This is a genomic window from Bariatricus sp. HCP28S3_D3 (genome assembly GCF_052065755.1).
Classification (GTDB): Bacteria; Bacillota; Clostridia; order Lachnospirales; family Lachnospiraceae; genus Allocoprococcus.
Genome location: NZ_JBQHTK010000002.1, coordinates 113226 through 130412, shown reverse-complemented (window position 1 = coordinate 130412; position 17187 = coordinate 113226). Strand labels below are relative to the sequence as shown.

17 protein-coding genes are annotated in these 17187 nt (G+C 45.4%); 3 read left to right on the top strand and 14 right to left on the bottom strand.

Annotated features, from left to right (window positions below):
• Window positions 1-12: 12 nt before the first annotated feature.
• The 6 genes from ACTNB3_RS02930 to infC all read right to left on the bottom strand — a co-directional run bounded on the left by ACTNB3_RS02930 (window position 13) and on the right by infC (window position 4765).
• Window positions 13-633: a metallophosphoesterase family protein gene (locus tag ACTNB3_RS02930; RefSeq protein ID WP_427806452.1), complete on the bottom strand. Its 621-nt coding sequence runs from the start codon at window positions 631-633 to the stop codon at window positions 13-15.
• 7 nt (window positions 634-640) lie between these two features.
• Window positions 641-2548 carry a BMP family ABC transporter substrate-binding protein gene (locus ACTNB3_RS02925; RefSeq protein WP_441024482.1) on the bottom strand — a complete coding sequence of 636 codons (1908 nt, stop codon included), beginning with the start codon at window positions 2546-2548 and terminating at the stop codon, window positions 641-643.
• 143 nt (window positions 2549-2691) lie between these two features.
• A complete protein-coding gene (locus tag ACTNB3_RS02920; RefSeq protein ID WP_427819116.1) occupies window positions 2692-3327 on the bottom strand; it encodes an HD domain-containing protein in 636 nt (211 codons plus the stop codon).
• A 323-nt stretch (window positions 3328-3650) separates the two neighbouring features.
• The gene (rplT, locus tag ACTNB3_RS02915) at window positions 3651-4007 is read right to left on the bottom strand and encodes a 50S ribosomal protein L20 (RefSeq protein ID WP_427806455.1); all 357 of its coding nucleotides are present in this window, start codon (window positions 4005-4007) and stop codon (window positions 3651-3653) included.
• A 32-nt stretch (window positions 4008-4039) separates the two neighbouring features.
• A complete protein-coding gene (gene rpmI, locus ACTNB3_RS02910) occupies window positions 4040-4237 on the bottom strand; it encodes a 50S ribosomal protein L35 (RefSeq protein WP_427806457.1) in 198 nt (65 codons plus the stop codon).
• A 33-nt stretch (window positions 4238-4270) separates the two neighbouring features.
• Window positions 4271-4765 carry a translation initiation factor IF-3 gene (gene infC / locus ACTNB3_RS02905; RefSeq protein WP_441024480.1) on the bottom strand — a complete coding sequence of 165 codons (495 nt, stop codon included), beginning with the start codon at window positions 4763-4765 and terminating at the stop codon, window positions 4271-4273.
• A gap of 333 nt (window positions 4766-5098) precedes the next feature.
• On the opposite strand from infC, the gene ACTNB3_RS02900 reads away from it, so the two are divergent.
• Window positions 5099-6454, top strand: coding sequence for a sodium-dependent transporter (locus ACTNB3_RS02900; RefSeq protein WP_441024479.1), 1356 nt, complete (start codon window positions 5099-5101; stop codon window positions 6452-6454).
• A 124-nt stretch (window positions 6455-6578) separates the two neighbouring features.
• On the opposite strand, the gene ACTNB3_RS02895 is transcribed toward ACTNB3_RS02900, so the two are convergent.
• The 7 genes from ACTNB3_RS02895 to ACTNB3_RS02865 form a co-directional block, all read right to left on the bottom strand.
• On the bottom strand, window positions 6579-7445 hold the full coding sequence (locus ACTNB3_RS02895; RefSeq protein ID WP_427806462.1) for a DegV family protein: 867 nt from the start codon (window positions 7443-7445) through the stop codon (window positions 6579-6581).
• Between the two features lie 19 nt (window positions 7446-7464).
• Window positions 7465-8835, bottom strand: coding sequence for an MATE family efflux transporter (locus ACTNB3_RS02890; protein WP_441015884.1), 1371 nt, complete (start codon window positions 8833-8835; stop codon window positions 7465-7467).
• A 122-nt stretch (window positions 8836-8957) separates the two neighbouring features.
• Entirely contained in the window at window positions 8958-10316 is a 1359-nt protein-coding gene (locus ACTNB3_RS02885; RefSeq protein WP_427819113.1) for a spore germination protein, read from the bottom strand.
• A gap of 68 nt (window positions 10317-10384) precedes the next feature.
• Window positions 10385-12295 (bottom strand): NAD(+) synthase, encoded by a 1911-nt coding sequence (locus ACTNB3_RS02880; RefSeq protein ID WP_441024476.1) that lies wholly within the window; start codon window positions 12293-12295, stop codon window positions 10385-10387.
• Between the two features lie 10 nt (window positions 12296-12305).
• Entirely contained in the window at window positions 12306-13184 is an 879-nt protein-coding gene (hslO, locus tag ACTNB3_RS02875) for an Hsp33 family molecular chaperone HslO (protein ID WP_427806466.1), read from the bottom strand.
• Window positions 13185-13228: 44 nt separating this feature from the next.
• Window positions 13229-13990 (bottom strand): class I SAM-dependent DNA methyltransferase, encoded by a 762-nt coding sequence (locus ACTNB3_RS02870; protein WP_427806467.1) that lies wholly within the window; start codon window positions 13988-13990, stop codon window positions 13229-13231.
• Between the two features lie 119 nt (window positions 13991-14109).
• A complete protein-coding gene (locus tag ACTNB3_RS02865) occupies window positions 14110-14268 on the bottom strand; it encodes a DUF2935 domain-containing protein (RefSeq protein WP_427806468.1) in 159 nt (52 codons plus the stop codon).
• Between the two features lie 261 nt (window positions 14269-14529).
• Between ACTNB3_RS02865 and ACTNB3_RS02860 the strand changes: the two genes are divergently transcribed.
• Both ACTNB3_RS02860 and ACTNB3_RS02855 read left to right on the top strand, forming a co-directional pair.
• The gene (locus ACTNB3_RS02860; protein ID WP_441024475.1) at window positions 14530-15915 is read left to right on the top strand and encodes an MATE family efflux transporter; all 1386 of its coding nucleotides are present in this window, start codon (window positions 14530-14532) and stop codon (window positions 15913-15915) included.
• A gap of 4 nt (window positions 15916-15919) precedes the next feature.
• Complete coding sequence (locus tag ACTNB3_RS02855) at window positions 15920-16504, top strand: AAA family ATPase (RefSeq protein ID WP_441024473.1); 585 nt, start codon at window positions 15920-15922, stop codon at window positions 16502-16504.
• Window positions 16505-16693: 189 nt separating this feature from the next.
• Here the strand turns inward: ACTNB3_RS02855 and ACTNB3_RS02850 are convergent, their stop codons facing one another.
• Window positions 16694-17125 carry a MarR family winged helix-turn-helix transcriptional regulator gene (locus ACTNB3_RS02850; protein ID WP_427806469.1) on the bottom strand — a complete coding sequence of 144 codons (432 nt, stop codon included), beginning with the start codon at window positions 17123-17125 and terminating at the stop codon, window positions 16694-16696.
• Between the last annotated feature and the right edge of the window lie 62 nt (window positions 17126-17187).

The window sequence follows — 17187 nt, the reverse complement described above, 5'->3', positions numbered from 1 at the left end:
CTATCCTCATTTCTATCTGATATGTTCTCCGGGATTTTCATCCTCAAAATCGAACACACACCGTTCAAACGCATTAATCACATGCGTATCCTGGTATTTGTCGTATCGTTTATGCTGTCTTCCGTAGGACATATGTACATGTCCGTGCAGGAAATACTTCGGGCGATATTTTTCCATCAAATTCAGGAACACCCGGAATCCCTGATGCGGAAGATCTCTCCCGTCATTCAGTTCATAAGCCGGTGCATGCGTCACAAGGATATCAAATCCCCTCCTTCTGAGCAGCTGAAACCAGAGTTTGTGTACGCGTTTTTTCATGCCGCGCTCTGTATACTGATGCTCTCCCGGTTTATAGCGCATAGAACCGCCCAGCCCCAGGATCCGGACCCCTTTGTACACATAAATCTGATCGTCGATGCAGATGCATCCTTCCGGCGGAATCTGCGCATATTTATCATCGTGATTTCCGCACACATAGAGTACCGGTGCTGATGTAAATGTTGCAAGGAACGAAAGATAATGAGGATCCAGGTCACCGCAGGAAATGATTAAATCAATTCCCTGCAGTTTACTTTTTTCAAAATGATCCCATAAATATGCAGATTCTTCGTCTGCAATCGCAAGTATCCTCATAATCTCTTTAGCCTTTCTTCTCTATTCCCTGCTGCTGGATCGTGGGCTTGGTTTCTTCAAGCATTTCATCTGCTTTCGGAATCGTTCCGATCACATTCTCCGCCAACCAGTCCATCGTCACAATTTCTTCCGGCGTCAGATCTCTGGAAGGATCTGACTGTACAATTCCAGTCTGAGAATAGAGCACTCCCGAGAACGGATTAAACTCTCCACTACTGATTGTTTTCTTCAGCAGCTCAACCAAACGTTTGGTGCCAATCGGTAGGCTGTCTGAGCAAATAACATCGATCGCGCCGGATGACATTCCCCACCAGTAATTGATTGCTTTCAGTTCCGTAGATTTATCATCGTATTTCCATGTTCCGTCCATAATCGTCCGAATCAGCTGTTCGTAGAATTTTCCCCAGTGCCACAGAGGCATGGCAAGACTTCTCGGATACCCCTCTTCCATCCGGTAAATACCAAAATATCTGGAGGACTCTTCCGGAATCACCATATCCATACCGGAAATAATGTTTGCCCCTGATTTCCGGATATTTTCAAGCGCATCACTATCTTTTTTCTTATACCATTCCAGATAGACCTGTGCTCTCGGATTGATCATTTTCGCTCCCAGCGCAAATGCATTGATATTGGCAATAGCACCAAAGATCGGGTAATCGGCCAGATATGCGATCTTGTTATTCTCAGCCATCGCGCCTGCAATCGCTCCCATCAGAAATTTCGCCTCATGCATACGGGCGTAGTAAGTCCGGATATAACGATGAGAAGTATTCAAAGAACAGTTCAGAATCCGGATATCCTGATTTGCGATCGCCGCTTTCACACTGGCCTGTGTAAAGGCCGGTGTCGTCGTAAATACGATATTACATCCATTTTGGATTGCCTCACCTATCACGTCTTCTACTGTCTCCGGCGTGACATTATCATAATACACGGTCGTAACTTCGTCCGGGAACGTCTGCTCCAGATGCAGTCTTCCAAGCTCATGGGCATATGTCCATGCGGAAGATGACGGCGTTTTTTCATATATAAAGGCAATCTTAAGCTTCGGCGAACTCAACGGGAGAAGACGGCTCAGAAGTGGTTTCTTCTCGCTTGTCGGATTCATCTTAAGCTCCACTTCTTTGTCGACACCGATCAGCTCAAATTCTTCCCAGCTCTTGGTAATCATTTCTTTCAGCTCACTGCTGGTCTTTTCTTCCAGTGTCTGATAACCGTAAAGCTTAATGAAAGCCAGAAATGCATCCCCCGCCGTAACCGGGAGTTTCTCTCCGCCTCTTGCTTTAAATTCAGCAGTAAATCTTGAATAAGCCGAACTGAACGTCAGCTTTTCATCCTCACTCCACACCTCATCCGTGCCTTTTCCGACAGCCTCCTGCAGCTTTTTAAAACTACCTTCCTGACTGAACCAAATATAATTGATCTTAGACAAGTCATAGAAATCGAGAAACTCATAATATATTTTGTTTTCTTTTTCATCGGTACGTTTTGGTATAATCCTCGTTACCGTACCCGGAATAGACGTAACACCATAATATTTCATGACACTGACACGCTTATTTCCTTCTTCTACATAGAATTTATTCATAAATTCATACGCCTTGATCGGATCCCTCAAGCCTTCATTTTCATGAATAGTACTTAAGGTCGCCCATTTCTGCGCAAACTCTGTATTTTCCCTCAAAATCGGCATAAAATTTCCGGCAAATGCATTACTTCTTCCACCATGTCTCGTACCCACGATCTGATCCATCGGGATCTGAACCAATCCAAGCGGCACTTCTGAAAATGTTCCCTTTGTCGGGAGTATATCATCAAGGACAGGAAGTGTCGGTCTGACTCCCCGAAGCATCCTTGACTGATAATCGCGTTTTCCAGCTTTATATGCTTTGCTATATTCTTCTGATGACATAAAATATCCTCCTTTGAGAATTTACTGATCCATCTTATACTTTCTATACAAGGATACCTTCTTCTCGATTGGAAATCAAGCCTTTCCATATAAAATAATTTTGCCTGTATTTCACGCCGATCTATCGGCTGAAGATTCCCCGGCTACAGTTCTCGATCCGCGATAATACGTCCTTTTTTCAGATTTGGCTCGATAAAATTCTTCCGCGAGTAATCCCACAACTCCTCCGAACCTTCTGCCGTTCGTTCATTTCTCTTTAAAATCTGTGAAAGCTTCACCTGATGTTCTTCCCATGCTTTTCCGTCCGTCGCCGCATTCAACATGATTGGCTGAACGTTATCCATGGTTCTTGCGAATCTGGCTTCCGGTGTCTTTCTCTCTTCAAATTCTTCCCAGAGTTTTCTCAACCGCTGTCCCTGATCCTTGGGGAGCAGTCCGAAAATGCGTTCCGCAGCTTTTTCCTCTCTTTCACTCTGGGTTGCCTTCGCCGCTTCGTCATAGGCATAGGTATCCCCTGCATCAATCTCCACGATATCATGGATCAGAAGCATGGTAACTGTTTTCAGCACATCGATCGGCTCATTGGAATATTCACTAAGGAGAATCGTCATCAGTGCCATGTGCCATGCATGCTCTGCATCATTTTCCTTTCTGGCAGCGCCTGTGAGATAGGTCTGGCGGCCGATGAACTTTTCTTTGTCAATTTCACGGATAAAATCGAATTGTTGATCCAGGCGGGATTGTTCCGGGTGGGATGGGGTGATTTTTTTGGTATTCATAAGGGGAACTCCTTTCTTTTGGGGGTGGGACATTCGAAAGGCGCCCTGTCGGGCTGTTTCGAATGGAAGTTTGTGGGGTGTGTCGTTTTGTTTTTTGATAATACCCACGGATTGTTCCGCACTTCGTGCTCCCACAATCCTCCAATCATTCGAAATCCGCCCTATCGGGCTACTTTCTCATGATTGAGCGGGCATCAAGGACATGAGTTTTCATGCGAGCATGAAACTCATGTCCTTGATGCCCTGGTATTATCAAAAAACCCCGCAGATTTCTCCGCGGGGCTTCCCTCTTCTCTCTCAAGCGTTAAGCAAATCGTCTTATCTTATGCAAGTGCTTTCTTTGCTACGTCAGCGATTGCTGCAAATCCTGCTGCATCGTTAACTGCGAGCTCAGCAAGCATCTTTCTGTTCATGTCAACACCAGCTACTTTTAAGCCGTGCATTAACTTGCTGTATGATAAACCATTGATTCTTGCAGCAGCGTTGATACGTGCGATCCATAACTGACGCATCTGACGCTTTCTCTGCTTTCTTCCAGCGTAGGAAGATGTAAGAGCTCTCATAACAGACTGTTTTGCAACTCTGTACTGTTTAGAACGTGCTCCTCTGTATCCTTTCGCTAATTTTAAAGTTCTATTATGTTTCTTTTTAGCGTTCATGCCGCCTTTAATTCTTGCCATTTCTTACTCCTCCTTCTATCGTTAACCCTATCTTAGAGATATGGTAATACTTTCTTCATGTTCTTTACGTTAGTAGCATCTGTGATAGTTGACTGTCTAAGATTTCTTTTTCTCTTTGTAGATTTCTTAGTTAAGATATGGCTCTTGTAAGCTTTATTTCTTTTTAACTTACCTGTTGCAGTTTTTTTGAAGCGCTTTGCAGCTGCTCTATTTGTTTTAATTTTTGGCATGATGATTTCCTCCTTAATATAAAATGTTTATTTTTAACGTTTTTCAGTTAAAACCATGCTCAGACTTCTGCCTTCCAGTTTGGCCGCTTTTTCAACAACAGCAACATCTTTCAGCATATCTGCAAAATCATCAAGGATATGTTTACTCTGCTGCATATGGGCCATTTCTCTACCTCTGAAGCGAAGTGTAACTTTGACTTTATTACCTTTCAAAATGAACTTCTTCGCATTATTCATCTTGGTATTCATATCATTCGTATCAATATTCGGTGAAAGACGCACTTCTTTAACTTCGACAGTCCTTTGCTTTTTCTTTGCTTCTTTTTCTTTTCTCGCCTGTTCGTAGCGGTATTTACCATAATCGATGATCTTACATACAGGCGGCTTTGCTGTCGGAGCGATCTTAACCAGATCGAGTTCCGCTTCCTGTGCCAGCTTCATTGCTTCCTTTGCTGACATAATTCCTAATTGTTCCCCACTCTCGCTAACGACACGCACCTCTCTGTCGCGGATTTGTTCGTTGATCATTAAATCGCTAATTGTTGTGCACCTCCATAAATAAAAATAAGTGAATAGTTCTCAGACCATCCACTTCTCATTGCACAAAACACCCTTTCACGGTATACTGTCATCGATATCAAACCATTAGTCGCTCGATTGCGCTAAGGTGAGAGTGGACACTCTGCTTTCTTTTTCGCTTCACGCAAATATTAATCTAACACATTTCTTATCCCGTGTCAACAGTTATTTCTTTATTTTTGTTTGTTTATTAATTTCCTCAATATAACCATAAAATAATTGATTTATTTCCATCATCATGTCATAATCATACTAATTGCATATCATACAAGGAGGTTTTTCATGCAAACAAGAAGTAATTTTTCCAACAAACTGGGATTTGTTCTGGCCGCTGCCGGTTCTGCGGTAGGGCTCGGCAACATCTGGCGTTTCCCATATCTGGCTGCCAAATATGGAGGAGGCAGCTTTCTTCTGGTCTATTTGATTCTTACAGTCACATTCGGCTTCACGCTCATGATCGCCGAGACTGCGCTTGGACGTAAGACCGGGCTGAGCGCCATCGGCGCATTTCAGGCACTTGACAGGCGTTTCGGATTTTTGGGGATCCTCGCTTCTATCGTGCCGGTCATTATTTTTCCTTATTATTCTGTCATCGGCGGATGGGTGACCAAATACCTTTTTACGTTTCTTTCCGGTGAGATAACGGCTGCTGCGGACAATAATTATTTTCCGGATTTTATCGGCGAAACCGGCGGTCCGATCGTGTGGTTCAGTATTTTTTTACTTGCGACCTCAGTTATCGTCATGCTGGGTGTCGAAAAAGGGATCGAGAAAGTGAGCAAAGTCATGATGCCTGTCCTCGTCATCCTGACACTGTTTATCGCAGTTTATTCCTGTACGATTGACGGTGCCATGGAAGGGGTCGCTTATTATCTGAAGCCGAGCCTGCAGCATTTTTCTGTCAAAGCAATCCTCGCTGCCATGGGACAGATGTTTTATTCTATGTCACTTGCTATGGGGATCATGGTCACTTATGGTTCTTATATGAAGAAAGAAAATCATCTGGAAAGTGCCGTCCGTCAGATTGAGATTTTTGACACGGGAATTGCTTTTCTGGCCGGACTGATGATCGTTCCGGCTGTGTTCGCTTTTTCCGGCGGTGACAGCTCTGCGCTCAGCGCCGGGCCGGGACTGATGTTCATCACGCTTCCGAAAGTATTTAACAGCATGCCTATGGGGCAATTGGTCGGAGCTGTTTTCTTCCTGCTGGTACTTTTAGCGGCACTCACATCTGCCATTTCCCTGATGGAAACGATCGTCTCCATTATCATGGACCGTTTTCATCTGAACCGTACCGCGTCCAGCCTGATCGTGACTGCTTTTTCCTTTGCGCTGGGCATTCCCTCCTCTCTGGGATTCGGCAGGCTGAAGCACATTTCCCTGGGTGGAATGTCGATCCTCGATATGATGGATTTCATAAGCAACAGTATTCTGATGCCGATTGTCGCAATTCTTACCTGTCTGTTCGTCGGTTTTATCATAAAACCGAAAACGATCGTCGACGAAGTGAAAGAAACAGATGGGACATTTAAATCCGAAAAAATGTTTTCGTTCATGATTAAATGGATTGCACCATGGTTTCTGGCTGCAATTTTCGTAAGCTCGATTGCAAGTGCTCTGGGGATTTTCGCGCTGTAGATCCTGCACTTTAGTTGCAACTCTTTCATGGAAACAGAAAAACGGATATTTTTCATTTTAGAAGAACAGAGGGGCGTAACCTGTCAGCAGGTCACGCCCCTTATTTTCATGATTCTTTCTAAATTTATCTCTTTTCTCCCATACAGAACACTGCCACCACGCCCGGGCCGGTATGGCTTCCGATCACGCTTCCGATGCAGTTGATCAGGATATTCTCGATCCCCATCTTCTCTCTGACCAGCTTTGCCACATACTGGGCATCCTCTTCGCAGTCGCCATGGGTGATCATGATGATATCATTCTCCCATCCTTTGGACTGCTCCACTGCCATGTTCACAATATGCTGAAGTGCTTTTTTGCGTCCTCGCTGTTTTCCGATCACCTGAAGCTCTCCGTTGTCATTCATATGAATGATCGGCTTGATCTGGATCATCGTTCCCATGATAGCCGCCGTTTTGGACACTCTTCCGCCTCTGTGAAGGTGGTTCAGGTCATCGATCGCGACATTATGGCAAATATGCAGTTTGTTTTCTTCGGTCCATTTTGCCACTTCTTCCAGGCTCTTTCCGGCGCGCTTTAACTGGACTGCTTTATAAACCAGAAGTCCTTCTCCTAAGCAGGCGCACAAGGAATCCACCGTAATGATCTTACGCTCCGGGTATTCCTCCATCAGTTCTTCAGCAGCCATCCGGATACTGTTAAATGTTCCGCTGAGTGCAGAAGAAAATCCGATAAACAGAATGTCCTTTTCTTCCTTCACATACGGTTCCAGTGCTTTTTTTGCCTGCTCCGGATTCACCTGGGAAGTGGTCGGAAGAGAACCGGCTCTAATTTTGTCAAAGAATTCTTTTCCGCTGAGCCCGCTCATATCTTCATACGTAACGCCATCCATAATGTAGGACAACGGAATATAAGGCACCTGCAGCTCTTCTATCAGATACTCTTTTGGTAAATCTACCGTACTGTCTGTCATAATTATATATTCACTCATTTGAAACCCTCCTGTAATACTATCTTGTTTCATTTGTTTCCCAGTTCTTCAGGACTTTCCTGATTGTAATTGTAAAAAGAACGATCGTCGTAAGTACCGAAAGGATATCTGCCACCGGTTCTGCATAATATACGCCCATAACACCGAAAAACCGCGGCAGGATCATAGCCAGCGGGATCAAAAGGATCACTTTACGCAAAAGAGCGATAAACAATGAAGCTTTTGCCTGTCCCAGGGCGATAAATGTAGTTTGACATGCCATCTGTATCCCGAACAATGTCGTTCCGAGGAAATAGACCGGCATAACCTGATTGGTAACTGTAAGAAGCTCTTCTTTATTCGTAAAAAGCCCACTGAACACCTGCGGGTGCAGGATGGCAATCCCACTCATCACCAGTGTCACCGTCAGGCAGATCGTCACCATACGTTTAAAGGTGCCGAGTACCCGTTCTTTATTGCCTGCTCCATAATTATAGCTGATGATCGGCTGCATTCCCTGATTCAGTCCCTGTACCGGAACAGAGATCAGCTGCATGACACTGGTCAGGATCGACATGGAGCCCACATAAAGGTCACCTCCATAAATCTTCAGCCTGCTGTTCAGTGTAATCATCACCAGCGATTCGGTACTCTGCATGATAAAGGGCGAAATGCCGAGTGCCGCAATATGGCGGATCATTCTTCCGTCCAGCCGTACATAGTCTTTGCGAATGCGGACCACACTCTTTTTAGAAGTCAGGAATCTGACAACCCATACTGCGCTCGCCGCCTGTGAAAGGATTGTTGCAAATGCCGCACCCCTGACTCCCATTTTCAAAACGAAAATAAAAATCGGATCCAGGATAATATTGATCACTGCTCCGATGAGGACCGACAGCATCGCTGTCCTTGCATTCCCCTGTCCACTGATAAACGTATTCAGTCCCAGCGCAAACTGTACAAATATCGTTCCCAGAAGGTAAATGGTAATGTACTCGCTGGCATAAGTAATGGTATTTTCCGTCGCGCCGAACATATAAAGCACCGGCGTCTTCACGATCAGGAAAATAACCGTAAGCGCGATCGAGAACGTAATAAGAAGTGCCGTACAAGTCCCCAGAATCTTTTCTGCCTGCTCGTAATTCTTCTTGCCGAGTTCAATTGAAGCAAGCGGTGCACCTCCCATACCTGCAAATGCACTGAACGCCGAGATAATCATAATAATCGGGAACGTCACTCCCACACCTGTCAGCGCCATATCGCCGTACCCTTCAATATGACCAATGTAAATCCGGTCAATGATATTATAGAGTACATTAATCAGCTGGGCCGCAACCGCCGGAAGCGCGAGACTTACAATCAACCTTCCAAGCGGCTCCGTGCCCAGCCTTTCATCCTGTTTTTTCTCCATATTATAACCTGCTTTCTCATAATTTCAACAGATAGATTATAATATGCTTTTCCTTTTTTCACAAGCGTTCCCAGATCATCTTAAGATTCTTTTTACAGTTTTTGTAAAAAATAATCTCTCATTTAAGGTAGTTTGACATTCAAATAACTTTTTCCAGACAGTGTTTTATTGACACAGATACACCAGATTACGATCACGCATCCGATAACAAATCCAACCAGATTAAAGACTGCGGTCAGAATCAGAAGCAATAGACGCATGAATTTGAGTGCGTAACCCAGTTCAAAATTCGGCTGTGTGTAATTGGCAACGGAAACAAACGCCATGTAAAGCATCACTTCGGAGTTGAACCATCCTGATTGCACCGAAAACTCGCCCATAACAATACCTGCGATCACACTGAGCGGCGTACTTAACATGCTTGGCGTATTCAACGCAGCGAGACGTAATCCGTCGATCGCCAGTTCCAGGATAAGGATCTGGTAAATCAGCGGGACATTGACCGTATCCCTTACAACGACGAAATCAAAAGCCTTCGGCACCCACTGAGGGTTCTGCATCAACAGAAGAAAAAGCGGCACCACGAAGATGGTCAGCACGGTGATGATCGCTCTGGAGACCTTCAAATAAATATTTGTAATGGGCGGGAAATAGTGATCATTCGCCTCCTCGATCATATCAAAGATCGAAGTCGGAACAACCAGCGCAGACGGCGAATTGTCAACCAGAAGAATAATCTTCCCCTCCAGAAGGCAGGCTGCAGCTGTGTCGGGACGCTCTGTAAATTTGAACTTCGGAAAAGGATTGAACCATTTCCTCTTGAACAGTGCTTCCGCCAGACTCTGCTGATTCATGCGAAGATCATCCACATGAATATCCGCAAGCTTCTTCCGGATATTCTGGAGCATTTCCTGATCCACCCGATCCGCCATGTAGCAAATCGCTACATCCGTTCGGGTGCTTTTGCCCACTTCAGACATTTCCATGATCAGATTCTCATCCCGGATCCTGCGCCGCATCAACGCTGTGTTGAACACGATCGTTTCCACGAATCCGTCTCTTGATCCACGCAGGGATTTGTCTTTCTCCGGCTCTTCCACGCTCCTGGCCGGATAGGTTCTGCAGTCGATCGCAACGCACGCCTCATAACCTTCAATAAAAAGACAGGTCACCCCCGACAGGATATTTTTCACGATCTCATCAAAATTTCCAAGGATGTCTACCTCCACATAAGGCACATTTTTCTCTGCAAATGCGGTTGCATCATCGGGCATATCTTCCGGCTTGATATGAAAAAATGAATCCATGATTTTCAGCATCGATTCATCTTTTGTAAAACCGTCAATAAAATAGAACGTTCCTTTCCGTCCTCCGATTTCCATAGTCCGTTGTATGATGTCAAAGCTCTCCTGCACGGGAAGAATGCCGGATATCTTTCGGATATTATCCTCCAGTTTTTTACTTACCTCTAAATCTTCCATATTGAAATTCCTCCATATGGAATCATTCTTCCCGTCAGAAGGTGAAATTATACGATATTTTCTCTATTTTACAGCCGCTCCAGATCCTTCATCCATACTGCGGCACAGGCGTCACTCGGCATACGCCAGTCTCCTCTCGGTGAAAGTGCCACCGTACCGATCTTCGGTCCGTCCGGAAGACAGGATCGTTTAAACTGCTGTGCAAAGAACCGTTTGTAGAACGTCTTCAGCCATTTCAGTATGATCTCGTCCTCATACACACCCGCAAAAGCCAGCTTTGCCAGCCGGTAAATCTTGGACGGTTCAAATCCGAATCGCAATACATAGTAGAGATAAAAATCATGCAGCTCATACGGACCCACCAGATCTTCCGTCTTCTGCGCGATCTCTCCGTCTTTCGGCGGCAGAAGTTCCGGGCTGACCGGTGTATCCAGCACATCCAGAAGCACTGCCTTTAATTCCTCATCCCGGCAGGTATCCGCATAATACTGTACCAGATGCCGCACGAGCGTCTTCGGCACAGAAGCGTTGACTCCGTACATGGACATATGATCGCCATTATAGGTAGCCCATCCGAGTGCCAGCTCCGACATGTCTCCGGTACCGATAACCATCCCCCATTCCTGATTGGCAATGTCCATCAGAACCTGGGTTCTCTCCCTTGCCTGAGAATTTTCATAGGTCACATCATGCACCTCTTCATCGTGCCCGATATCCCGGAAATGGGTCTGCACCGCATCCGCGATCCGCACTTCTTTTAATGTTGCTCCCAGCTTCACTGACATCCGGCATGCATTTTGATAAGTTCTGTCGGTCGTGCCAAAGCAGGGCATCGTCACCGCAATGATATCCTCCCTTTTCTTCCCCGCCATGTCAAATGCCTTGGCAGTCACCAGAAGTGCCAGCGTTGAATCCAATCCTCCGGAAATTCCCACAACTGCCGTTCTGGAATTGGTGTGTACAAGCCGCTTCTTCAGCCCCATCGCCTGGATCATCAGAATTTCCTCACAGCGCCGGTCTCTCTCAGACTGATTCTGCGGCACAAACGGCGCCGGAGAAAATTCTCTGGTGAGATCCGTCTCTTCCACCGGAATCGTAAATAGAATCCTTGGCAGGATCCGCTCTTCCTTCGTCAGGAAGGTAGTATTCTTTCTGCGCTCACTTAAAAGCCTGCAGATATCGATTTCACTTAGGATCATTTCATTCGCAAAACGTCTTGCTTCTTTTAAAATCGTTCCGTTTTCCGCGATGATATTGTGGCCGCCGAACACAACATCGGTCGTCGACTCACCATCCCCCGCATTGGCATAGACATACCCTGCGATCAGACGTGCGGACTGTCCTTTAATCAATTCCTCCCGGTAACTGTTCTTGCCGATGGTCTCATCACTTGCCGAACAGTTGACCAGGATCACCGCTCCTTCCCTTGCCGCATCAATACTCGGTGGAATCGGTGACCAGACGTCCTCACAGATTTCCGCGGATACAACAAGCTCCTTCATCTCCGCTGCCTGGTAAAGGATCTGCGGTCCGAACGGAATTTCTTTCCCACCAAACGAAATCATCCGTACTTTCTTTGGTCCCGGACGGAACTGACGCATCTCATAGAATTCTCCGTAGTTTGGAAGAAACGTCTTAGTCGTAAATCCCAGGATTTCCCCGTTATTAAGCGCTGCAGCCACATTATAGAGCTCCCCGTCCACCGAAAGCGGCATTCCTACAAATACAAGACTGTTTCCTTCCTTCGTTTCTTTTGCAATGAACTGAATTGCTTTTTCAGATTCTTTTAGAAGAATATCCTGTGTAAACAGATCGCTGCAGGTATAACCGGTAAGGCAGAGCTCCGGAAATACAATGATCTTCGCGCCTTCCTGCTCGGCCTCTTTAATCTTCCTGCGAACTTCCTCACAGTTATGCCACACATCCGCCACCCGGATATCCGGCGTCACTGCCGCCACTTTGATAAATCCATGCTTCATGTCTTTTCTCCTATCTCTTTGCGTGCTTCAGAATCTCCTTCAGTTCTTCCACACTGAACTTATATGCCGTGTTGCAGAAATGGCATTTTACCTCCACTTCTTTTCCTTCATCGATCATACTCTGAATGTCCTTTTTCCCGATGCTGATGATCGCCTTTTCAATTCGCTCATGCGAACAATTACAGAAGAAATTTGCCGGGATGGTATCGGTAATCTCGATGTCCAGCCCTTCAAGGACCCGTTCCAGCATCTGTTCCGGTGTATGGCCGTCATCCAGCATCTGTGTCACAGATGAGATTTTCTGAATATTTTCTTCCAGACGGCTGAGCACCTCATCTGTCACAAACGGCATCACCTGCACAATAAACCCACCGGCGCAGTGCACCGTATTGTCTTTGTTCATCAGCACACCAAGTCCTACGGAAGATGGCACCTGCTCACTGGTCGCAAAATAATAGGTCAGATCCTCCGCGATCTCGCTGGTCTGAAGGATTGTCTGACCCACATAGGGTTCCTTCATTCCCATATCTTTAATCACATTCAAAAGACCGATTCCCACCGCTCCGCCTACATCCAGCTTCCCGTTCTTCGGCGGCAACATGGCATCCGGATTTTCCACAAATCCTTTCACATTCGCTTTTGCATCTGCGGTGACGGTGATGCCCCCAAGCGGCCCATCTCCCTTGATCTGCAGCGTCAGAACATCCGTGTCATTCTTCATCATACTTCCCATCATAGCGCCTGCCGTAAGAAGACGCCCAAGAGCAGCCGTTGCCACCGGGCTGGTATTATGGCGCCTTCTCGCCTCCTCGACCAGATTTCCCGTCGTCGCTGCGAATGCACGCACCTGCCCATCTCCTGCTGTTGCTCTTACAATATAATCCTTCATATTTTAACTCTCCTGTCTGTATATTTTTCCACAAAACCAGAAATTTATTTCTTGATTTTCCCTTTTTCTCTTGCAATCACATAGATTCTTTCGCTGTCTTCCTTCGGCGCTTCGCGGGTAAATGCGTCATAGGCCGTCACAAACTCCAACCCCGAATCTTTGATCATGCGTATCATCTCATCCAGTGTATAGCCTCTCTGAAAATGTGTCTCCTCGTATCTGCGGAACAGATTCTCTTTCTCACGGATAAAAATACTCAGCTCGTACTCATTGATCCGTTCTTCTTCATAGTAATAATTATCCCAGATGAAACTGCAGTCTTCGCGATTTTCAGCGATCGTCCGGTCTCCCAAAATCTCACGGTATTTATATAGCGTATTAAAATCAAAAATAAACACGCCGCCCGGGTCCAGATAATTATTTACCAGACGGAACACCTCCGTAAGATCTTCTTCCTCATCGATGTAATTCACCGAATCACAGACACTTACCACTGCGCGCACCGTGCCGTAAAGCTCGAATTCACGCATATCCTGCAGAAGATACAAGATATCATGGCCGGATTTTTCCCGCTTCTCCATCGCGATCTCCAGCATTTCCTCTGCATTATCCACGCCGATCATATCATACCCTTCCTTAGCCAGAAGCTCCGTCATATTTCCGGTCCCGCATCCAAGATCAAGAACCAGACCGTCGTTCACACCGTACTCATTTAAAAGCCCTGTCAGGTATACCGCCCACTCTTCGTATGGAATATTGTCCATGAAGGTATCGTAAACGCGGGCAAAACTTGTATATGCATCCATAAATCTTATCTCCCGTCTAAATAGCCCTTTTCACTCCCTATATTGTATCCTTTGGAACGCACTTTGACAACCCAATTTTTTGCCGCATACGAAAGTCCTTGCAAAAGTCTATTCACCGGCTATTTGCAGTCACACTCCTTTCTTTGCTCTTTCATATCCAGGATTCTCAGATAATGATTTGCCTCTCTCAGGATGTGTTCAATCAAAAGCGGATTATTCTTTTTTAATTTGCTTCCAAAATATTTGACTTGACATCTATTCCTAAAAACTGCTATCATGTTTTATGTCGTGTGGCCATAAAAGGTGTAAATCCAGATTGCTGGATTTACACCTTTTTTCTTTTGCTAAACTGTGATGCAACCGCTCACACCGGCCATACACATAATACAGGTTATGGTAGCTTTCCTGGTGTGCTGACACGTTGATATCTGATAAAACTCCGTAGAATCATTTCCCATCGTCAAGGAGCTTTGTCTAAATATCAATGCGTCAGTGTACTAATTAAAAAAAGTCTCCTAAAAAACACGAAGGAGGTTCATATGAGCGAAGAACTATCTATGAACAAATTAGGAACGATGAAAATCAGCAAGCTGATGCTGTCAATGGGGATTCCAATGATACTTTCTATGATGCTCCAGGCGGTTTATAATATCGTTGACAGCGCTTTCGTTTCCAACATGCCCGTAAATGGAGAAATGGCACTAAACGCACTGACTCTTGCTTTCCCGGTGCAGATGCTGATGGTGGCAATCGGAATCGGCACCGGAGTCGGCACCAATGCCCTTCTTTCCAAAAGTATTGGGCAGGGTGATTACAAAAAGGCAAGCAAAGTAGCGGGAAATTCTCTGTTTCTGGGATTCGTCATTTATATTCTGTTTCTATTATTTGGAATTTTCGGCGTCGGCGTTTACGCTTCCAGTCAGACTTCGAATCCGGAAATCAAAGAAATGGTGGTCACTTACCTCAGAATCTGCTGTATCGCTTCGATGGGAATCGTATTTTTTTCAATTTTTGAGAAACTACTGCAGGCTGCGGGGCATTCTATGTATTCGACCATTGCACAGATTGCAGGGGCTGTCATTAATATCGTGCTTGACCCTGTGCTGATCTATGGGCTTTTTGGTATTTCCGCACTGGGAGTTGCAGGTGCTGCGTACGCGACTATCCTCGGTCAGATTGCATCCGCCCTTTTAGGACTCATTTTCCATCTGACTCAGAACAAAGAGATTACAAACGGTCTGAAATATATGAAGCCGAGTCCACGGATCATCAAAGCAATCTATTCCATCGGTCTTCCGGCCATTATCGCGCAGGCACTGATGTCTGTCATGACCTACGGAATGAACATTATTCTCGGAAGCATCAGCGAGTCTGTTGTTACAGCCTATGGTCTGTACTATAAAGTACAACAGTTTATTCTCTTTGCGGCCTTCGGTCTCAGAGATGCGATCACGCCGATCGTTTCTTTCAACCATGGTATGCGCAGTAAACGCCGTGTAAAAGAAGGGGTCAAGTACGGAATGCTCTACACAATCTTGATCATGATCATCGGACTTGCAGCGATCGAGCTGCTCGCCGTACCGTTTTCATCCCTTTTCGGATTATCCGGAACCACACAGGATATCTGCATCAGCGCGATGAGAATCATCTCACTCAGTTTTATTTTCGCAGGAATGAACATCGCTTATCAGGGAATCTTCCAGGCCCTGGACAGTGGATTGGAATCCTTGATTATTTCTGTACTGAGACAATTTTTATTTGTATTGCCGGTTGCCTGGGTATTTTCCTTATTTGCAAGAGAATCACCCAATCTGGTCTGGACCGTGTGGCTGACATTTATCATCGCCGAGACATTATCCTGCATCATCGCAACCGTTTTTATGAAAAGAATCAACCATAACGTCATTTCAAAACTGGAGGGATAAACCTATGAAAACGATCATCACAATCAGCCGCGAGTTCGGAAGCGGCGGGCGTTTCATCGGAGAAACGCTGGCAAAGGAACTGAATTTTACATTCTATGACAAGAATATCATCGAACAGGTGGCAAAAGAAACTGGATTTTCCAAAGAATACATCGCCGAGCGCGGGGAATATGCTCCGACCCACAACCGTTTTTCTTATGCATTCGTTGGAAGAAATGCACAAGGCGGCTCTGTAGATGATTATATTTACCAGAAACAGCGCAATATTATCCGCGATATTGCAGAAAAAGGAAACTGTGTCATCGTCGGAAGATGTGCCGACTATATCTTACAGGACAGAACCGACGTGCTGAATGTATTTATCCACGGAAATGAAGAAGAAAAATGCCAGCGAATCATGAAACTCTATGAGAAATCAAGAAAAGAAGCGCTTGCCATGATGAAGGATACGGACAAGAAAAGATCGATCAACTACGCCTACCATACAGAGCAAAAATGGGGAGAGACACGCAACTATGCCTTATGCATGAACAGCAGTATCCTCGGATACGAAACCTGTATGGAACTCATAAAAAGAAGTATGGAATAAATCCATACTCCTGCACATCCCAGATCGTCTCCAAGCGCCAGAAGCGCGAACATCGCAGTTCCGCCCTTCGGAAGCGCCGCGGATGCTTTGCTGAAGGTTCCGGGCCAAATCATAAATCGGTCCAGATTGATGCGGTCACTGTCTTATTATATTGATTTTTCATACTGTGCTTCATCTTTTCCTCTGCTTTTACAAAAGATTCTCGATATTTTTCCTGATCTTCTCAGAAACTTGCCGGAAAACTCTCAATTCTTCCTCCGAGATTCCTTCCAGAATCTTCTGGTTCATCTCCTCTCTTCTTTTCGTCAGCTCAACCACGATCTCTCTGGCAGAATCCGAAATCTTATAATGAACATATCGCCGGTCATTCGTATCCGGAATCGCAATGATATAACGGCGCCTGCAGAGGCTGTCGACCGCCTGGGAAATGTGGCCTCTGTTCATCAGCAGCTGCTGATGAATGTCGGTAGAAGTATCATGCATCCCACTATGAGAGAGAAAATATAAAATTTCCAGTTCCGCCTTTTTCATATCATATTTCTGACGCAGTTCAAGGCTCTGCTCTTCCAGCAGCTTCTTAAACTGCCCGCCTTTCAGAATCATCTCCATTTGAACATCCATTTTATCACCTGCTCCTATCCAAAATATTCCTACCAGAATTTTAGCACATTCTTTCCAATCCG

Coding starts and splice junctions, on each gene's coding strand:
- ACTNB3_RS02855 (WP_441024473.1), top strand. CDS start 15,920: ATGAAAACGATCATCACAATCAGCCGCGAGTTCGGAAGCGGCGGGCGT.
- ACTNB3_RS02880 (WP_441024476.1), bottom strand. CDS start 12,295: ATGAAGCATGGATTTATCAAAGTGGCGGCAGTGACGCCGGATATCCGG.
- ACTNB3_RS02925 (WP_441024482.1), bottom strand. CDS start 2,548: ATGTCATCAGAAGAATATAGCAAAGCATATAAAGCTGGAAAACGCGAT.
- hslO (WP_427806466.1), bottom strand. CDS start 13,184: ATGAAGGATTATATTGTAAGAGCAACAGCAGGAGATGGGCAGGTGCGT.
- ACTNB3_RS02885 (WP_427819113.1), bottom strand. CDS start 10,316: ATGGAAGATTTAGAGGTAAGTAAAAAACTGGAGGATAATATCCGAAAG.
- ACTNB3_RS02870 (WP_427806467.1), bottom strand. CDS start 13,990: ATGGATGCATATACAAGTTTTGCCCGCGTTTACGATACCTTCATGGAC.
- ACTNB3_RS02860 (WP_441024475.1), top strand. CDS start 14,530: ATGAGCGAAGAACTATCTATGAACAAATTAGGAACGATGAAAATCAGC.
- ACTNB3_RS02900 (WP_441024479.1), top strand. CDS start 5,099: ATGCAAACAAGAAGTAATTTTTCCAACAAACTGGGATTTGTTCTGGCC.
- rplT (WP_427806455.1), bottom strand. CDS start 4,007: ATGGCAAGAATTAAAGGCGGCATGAACGCTAAAAAGAAACATAATAGA.
- rpmI (WP_427806457.1), bottom strand. CDS start 4,237: ATGCCAAAAATTAAAACAAATAGAGCAGCTGCAAAGCGCTTCAAAAAA.
- ACTNB3_RS02930 (WP_427806452.1), bottom strand. CDS start 633: ATGAGGATACTTGCGATTGCAGACGAAGAATCTGCATATTTATGGGAT.
- ACTNB3_RS02850 (WP_427806469.1), bottom strand. CDS start 17,125: ATGGATGTTCAAATGGAGATGATTCTGAAAGGCGGGCAGTTTAAGAAG.
- ACTNB3_RS02895 (WP_427806462.1), bottom strand. CDS start 7,445: ATGAGTGAATATATAATTATGACAGACAGTACGGTAGATTTACCAAAA.
- infC (WP_441024480.1), bottom strand. CDS start 4,765: ATGATCAACGAACAAATCCGCGACAGAGAGGTGCGTGTCGTTAGCGAG.
- ACTNB3_RS02865 (WP_427806468.1), bottom strand. CDS start 14,268: ATGATAGCAGTTTTTAGGAATAGATGTCAAGTCAAATATTTTGGAAGC.
- ACTNB3_RS02890 (WP_441015884.1), bottom strand. CDS start 8,835: ATGGAGAAAAAACAGGATGAAAGGCTGGGCACGGAGCCGCTTGGAAGG.
- ACTNB3_RS02920 (WP_427819116.1), bottom strand. CDS start 3,327: ATGAATACCAAAAAAATCACCCCATCCCACCCGGAACAATCCCGCCTG.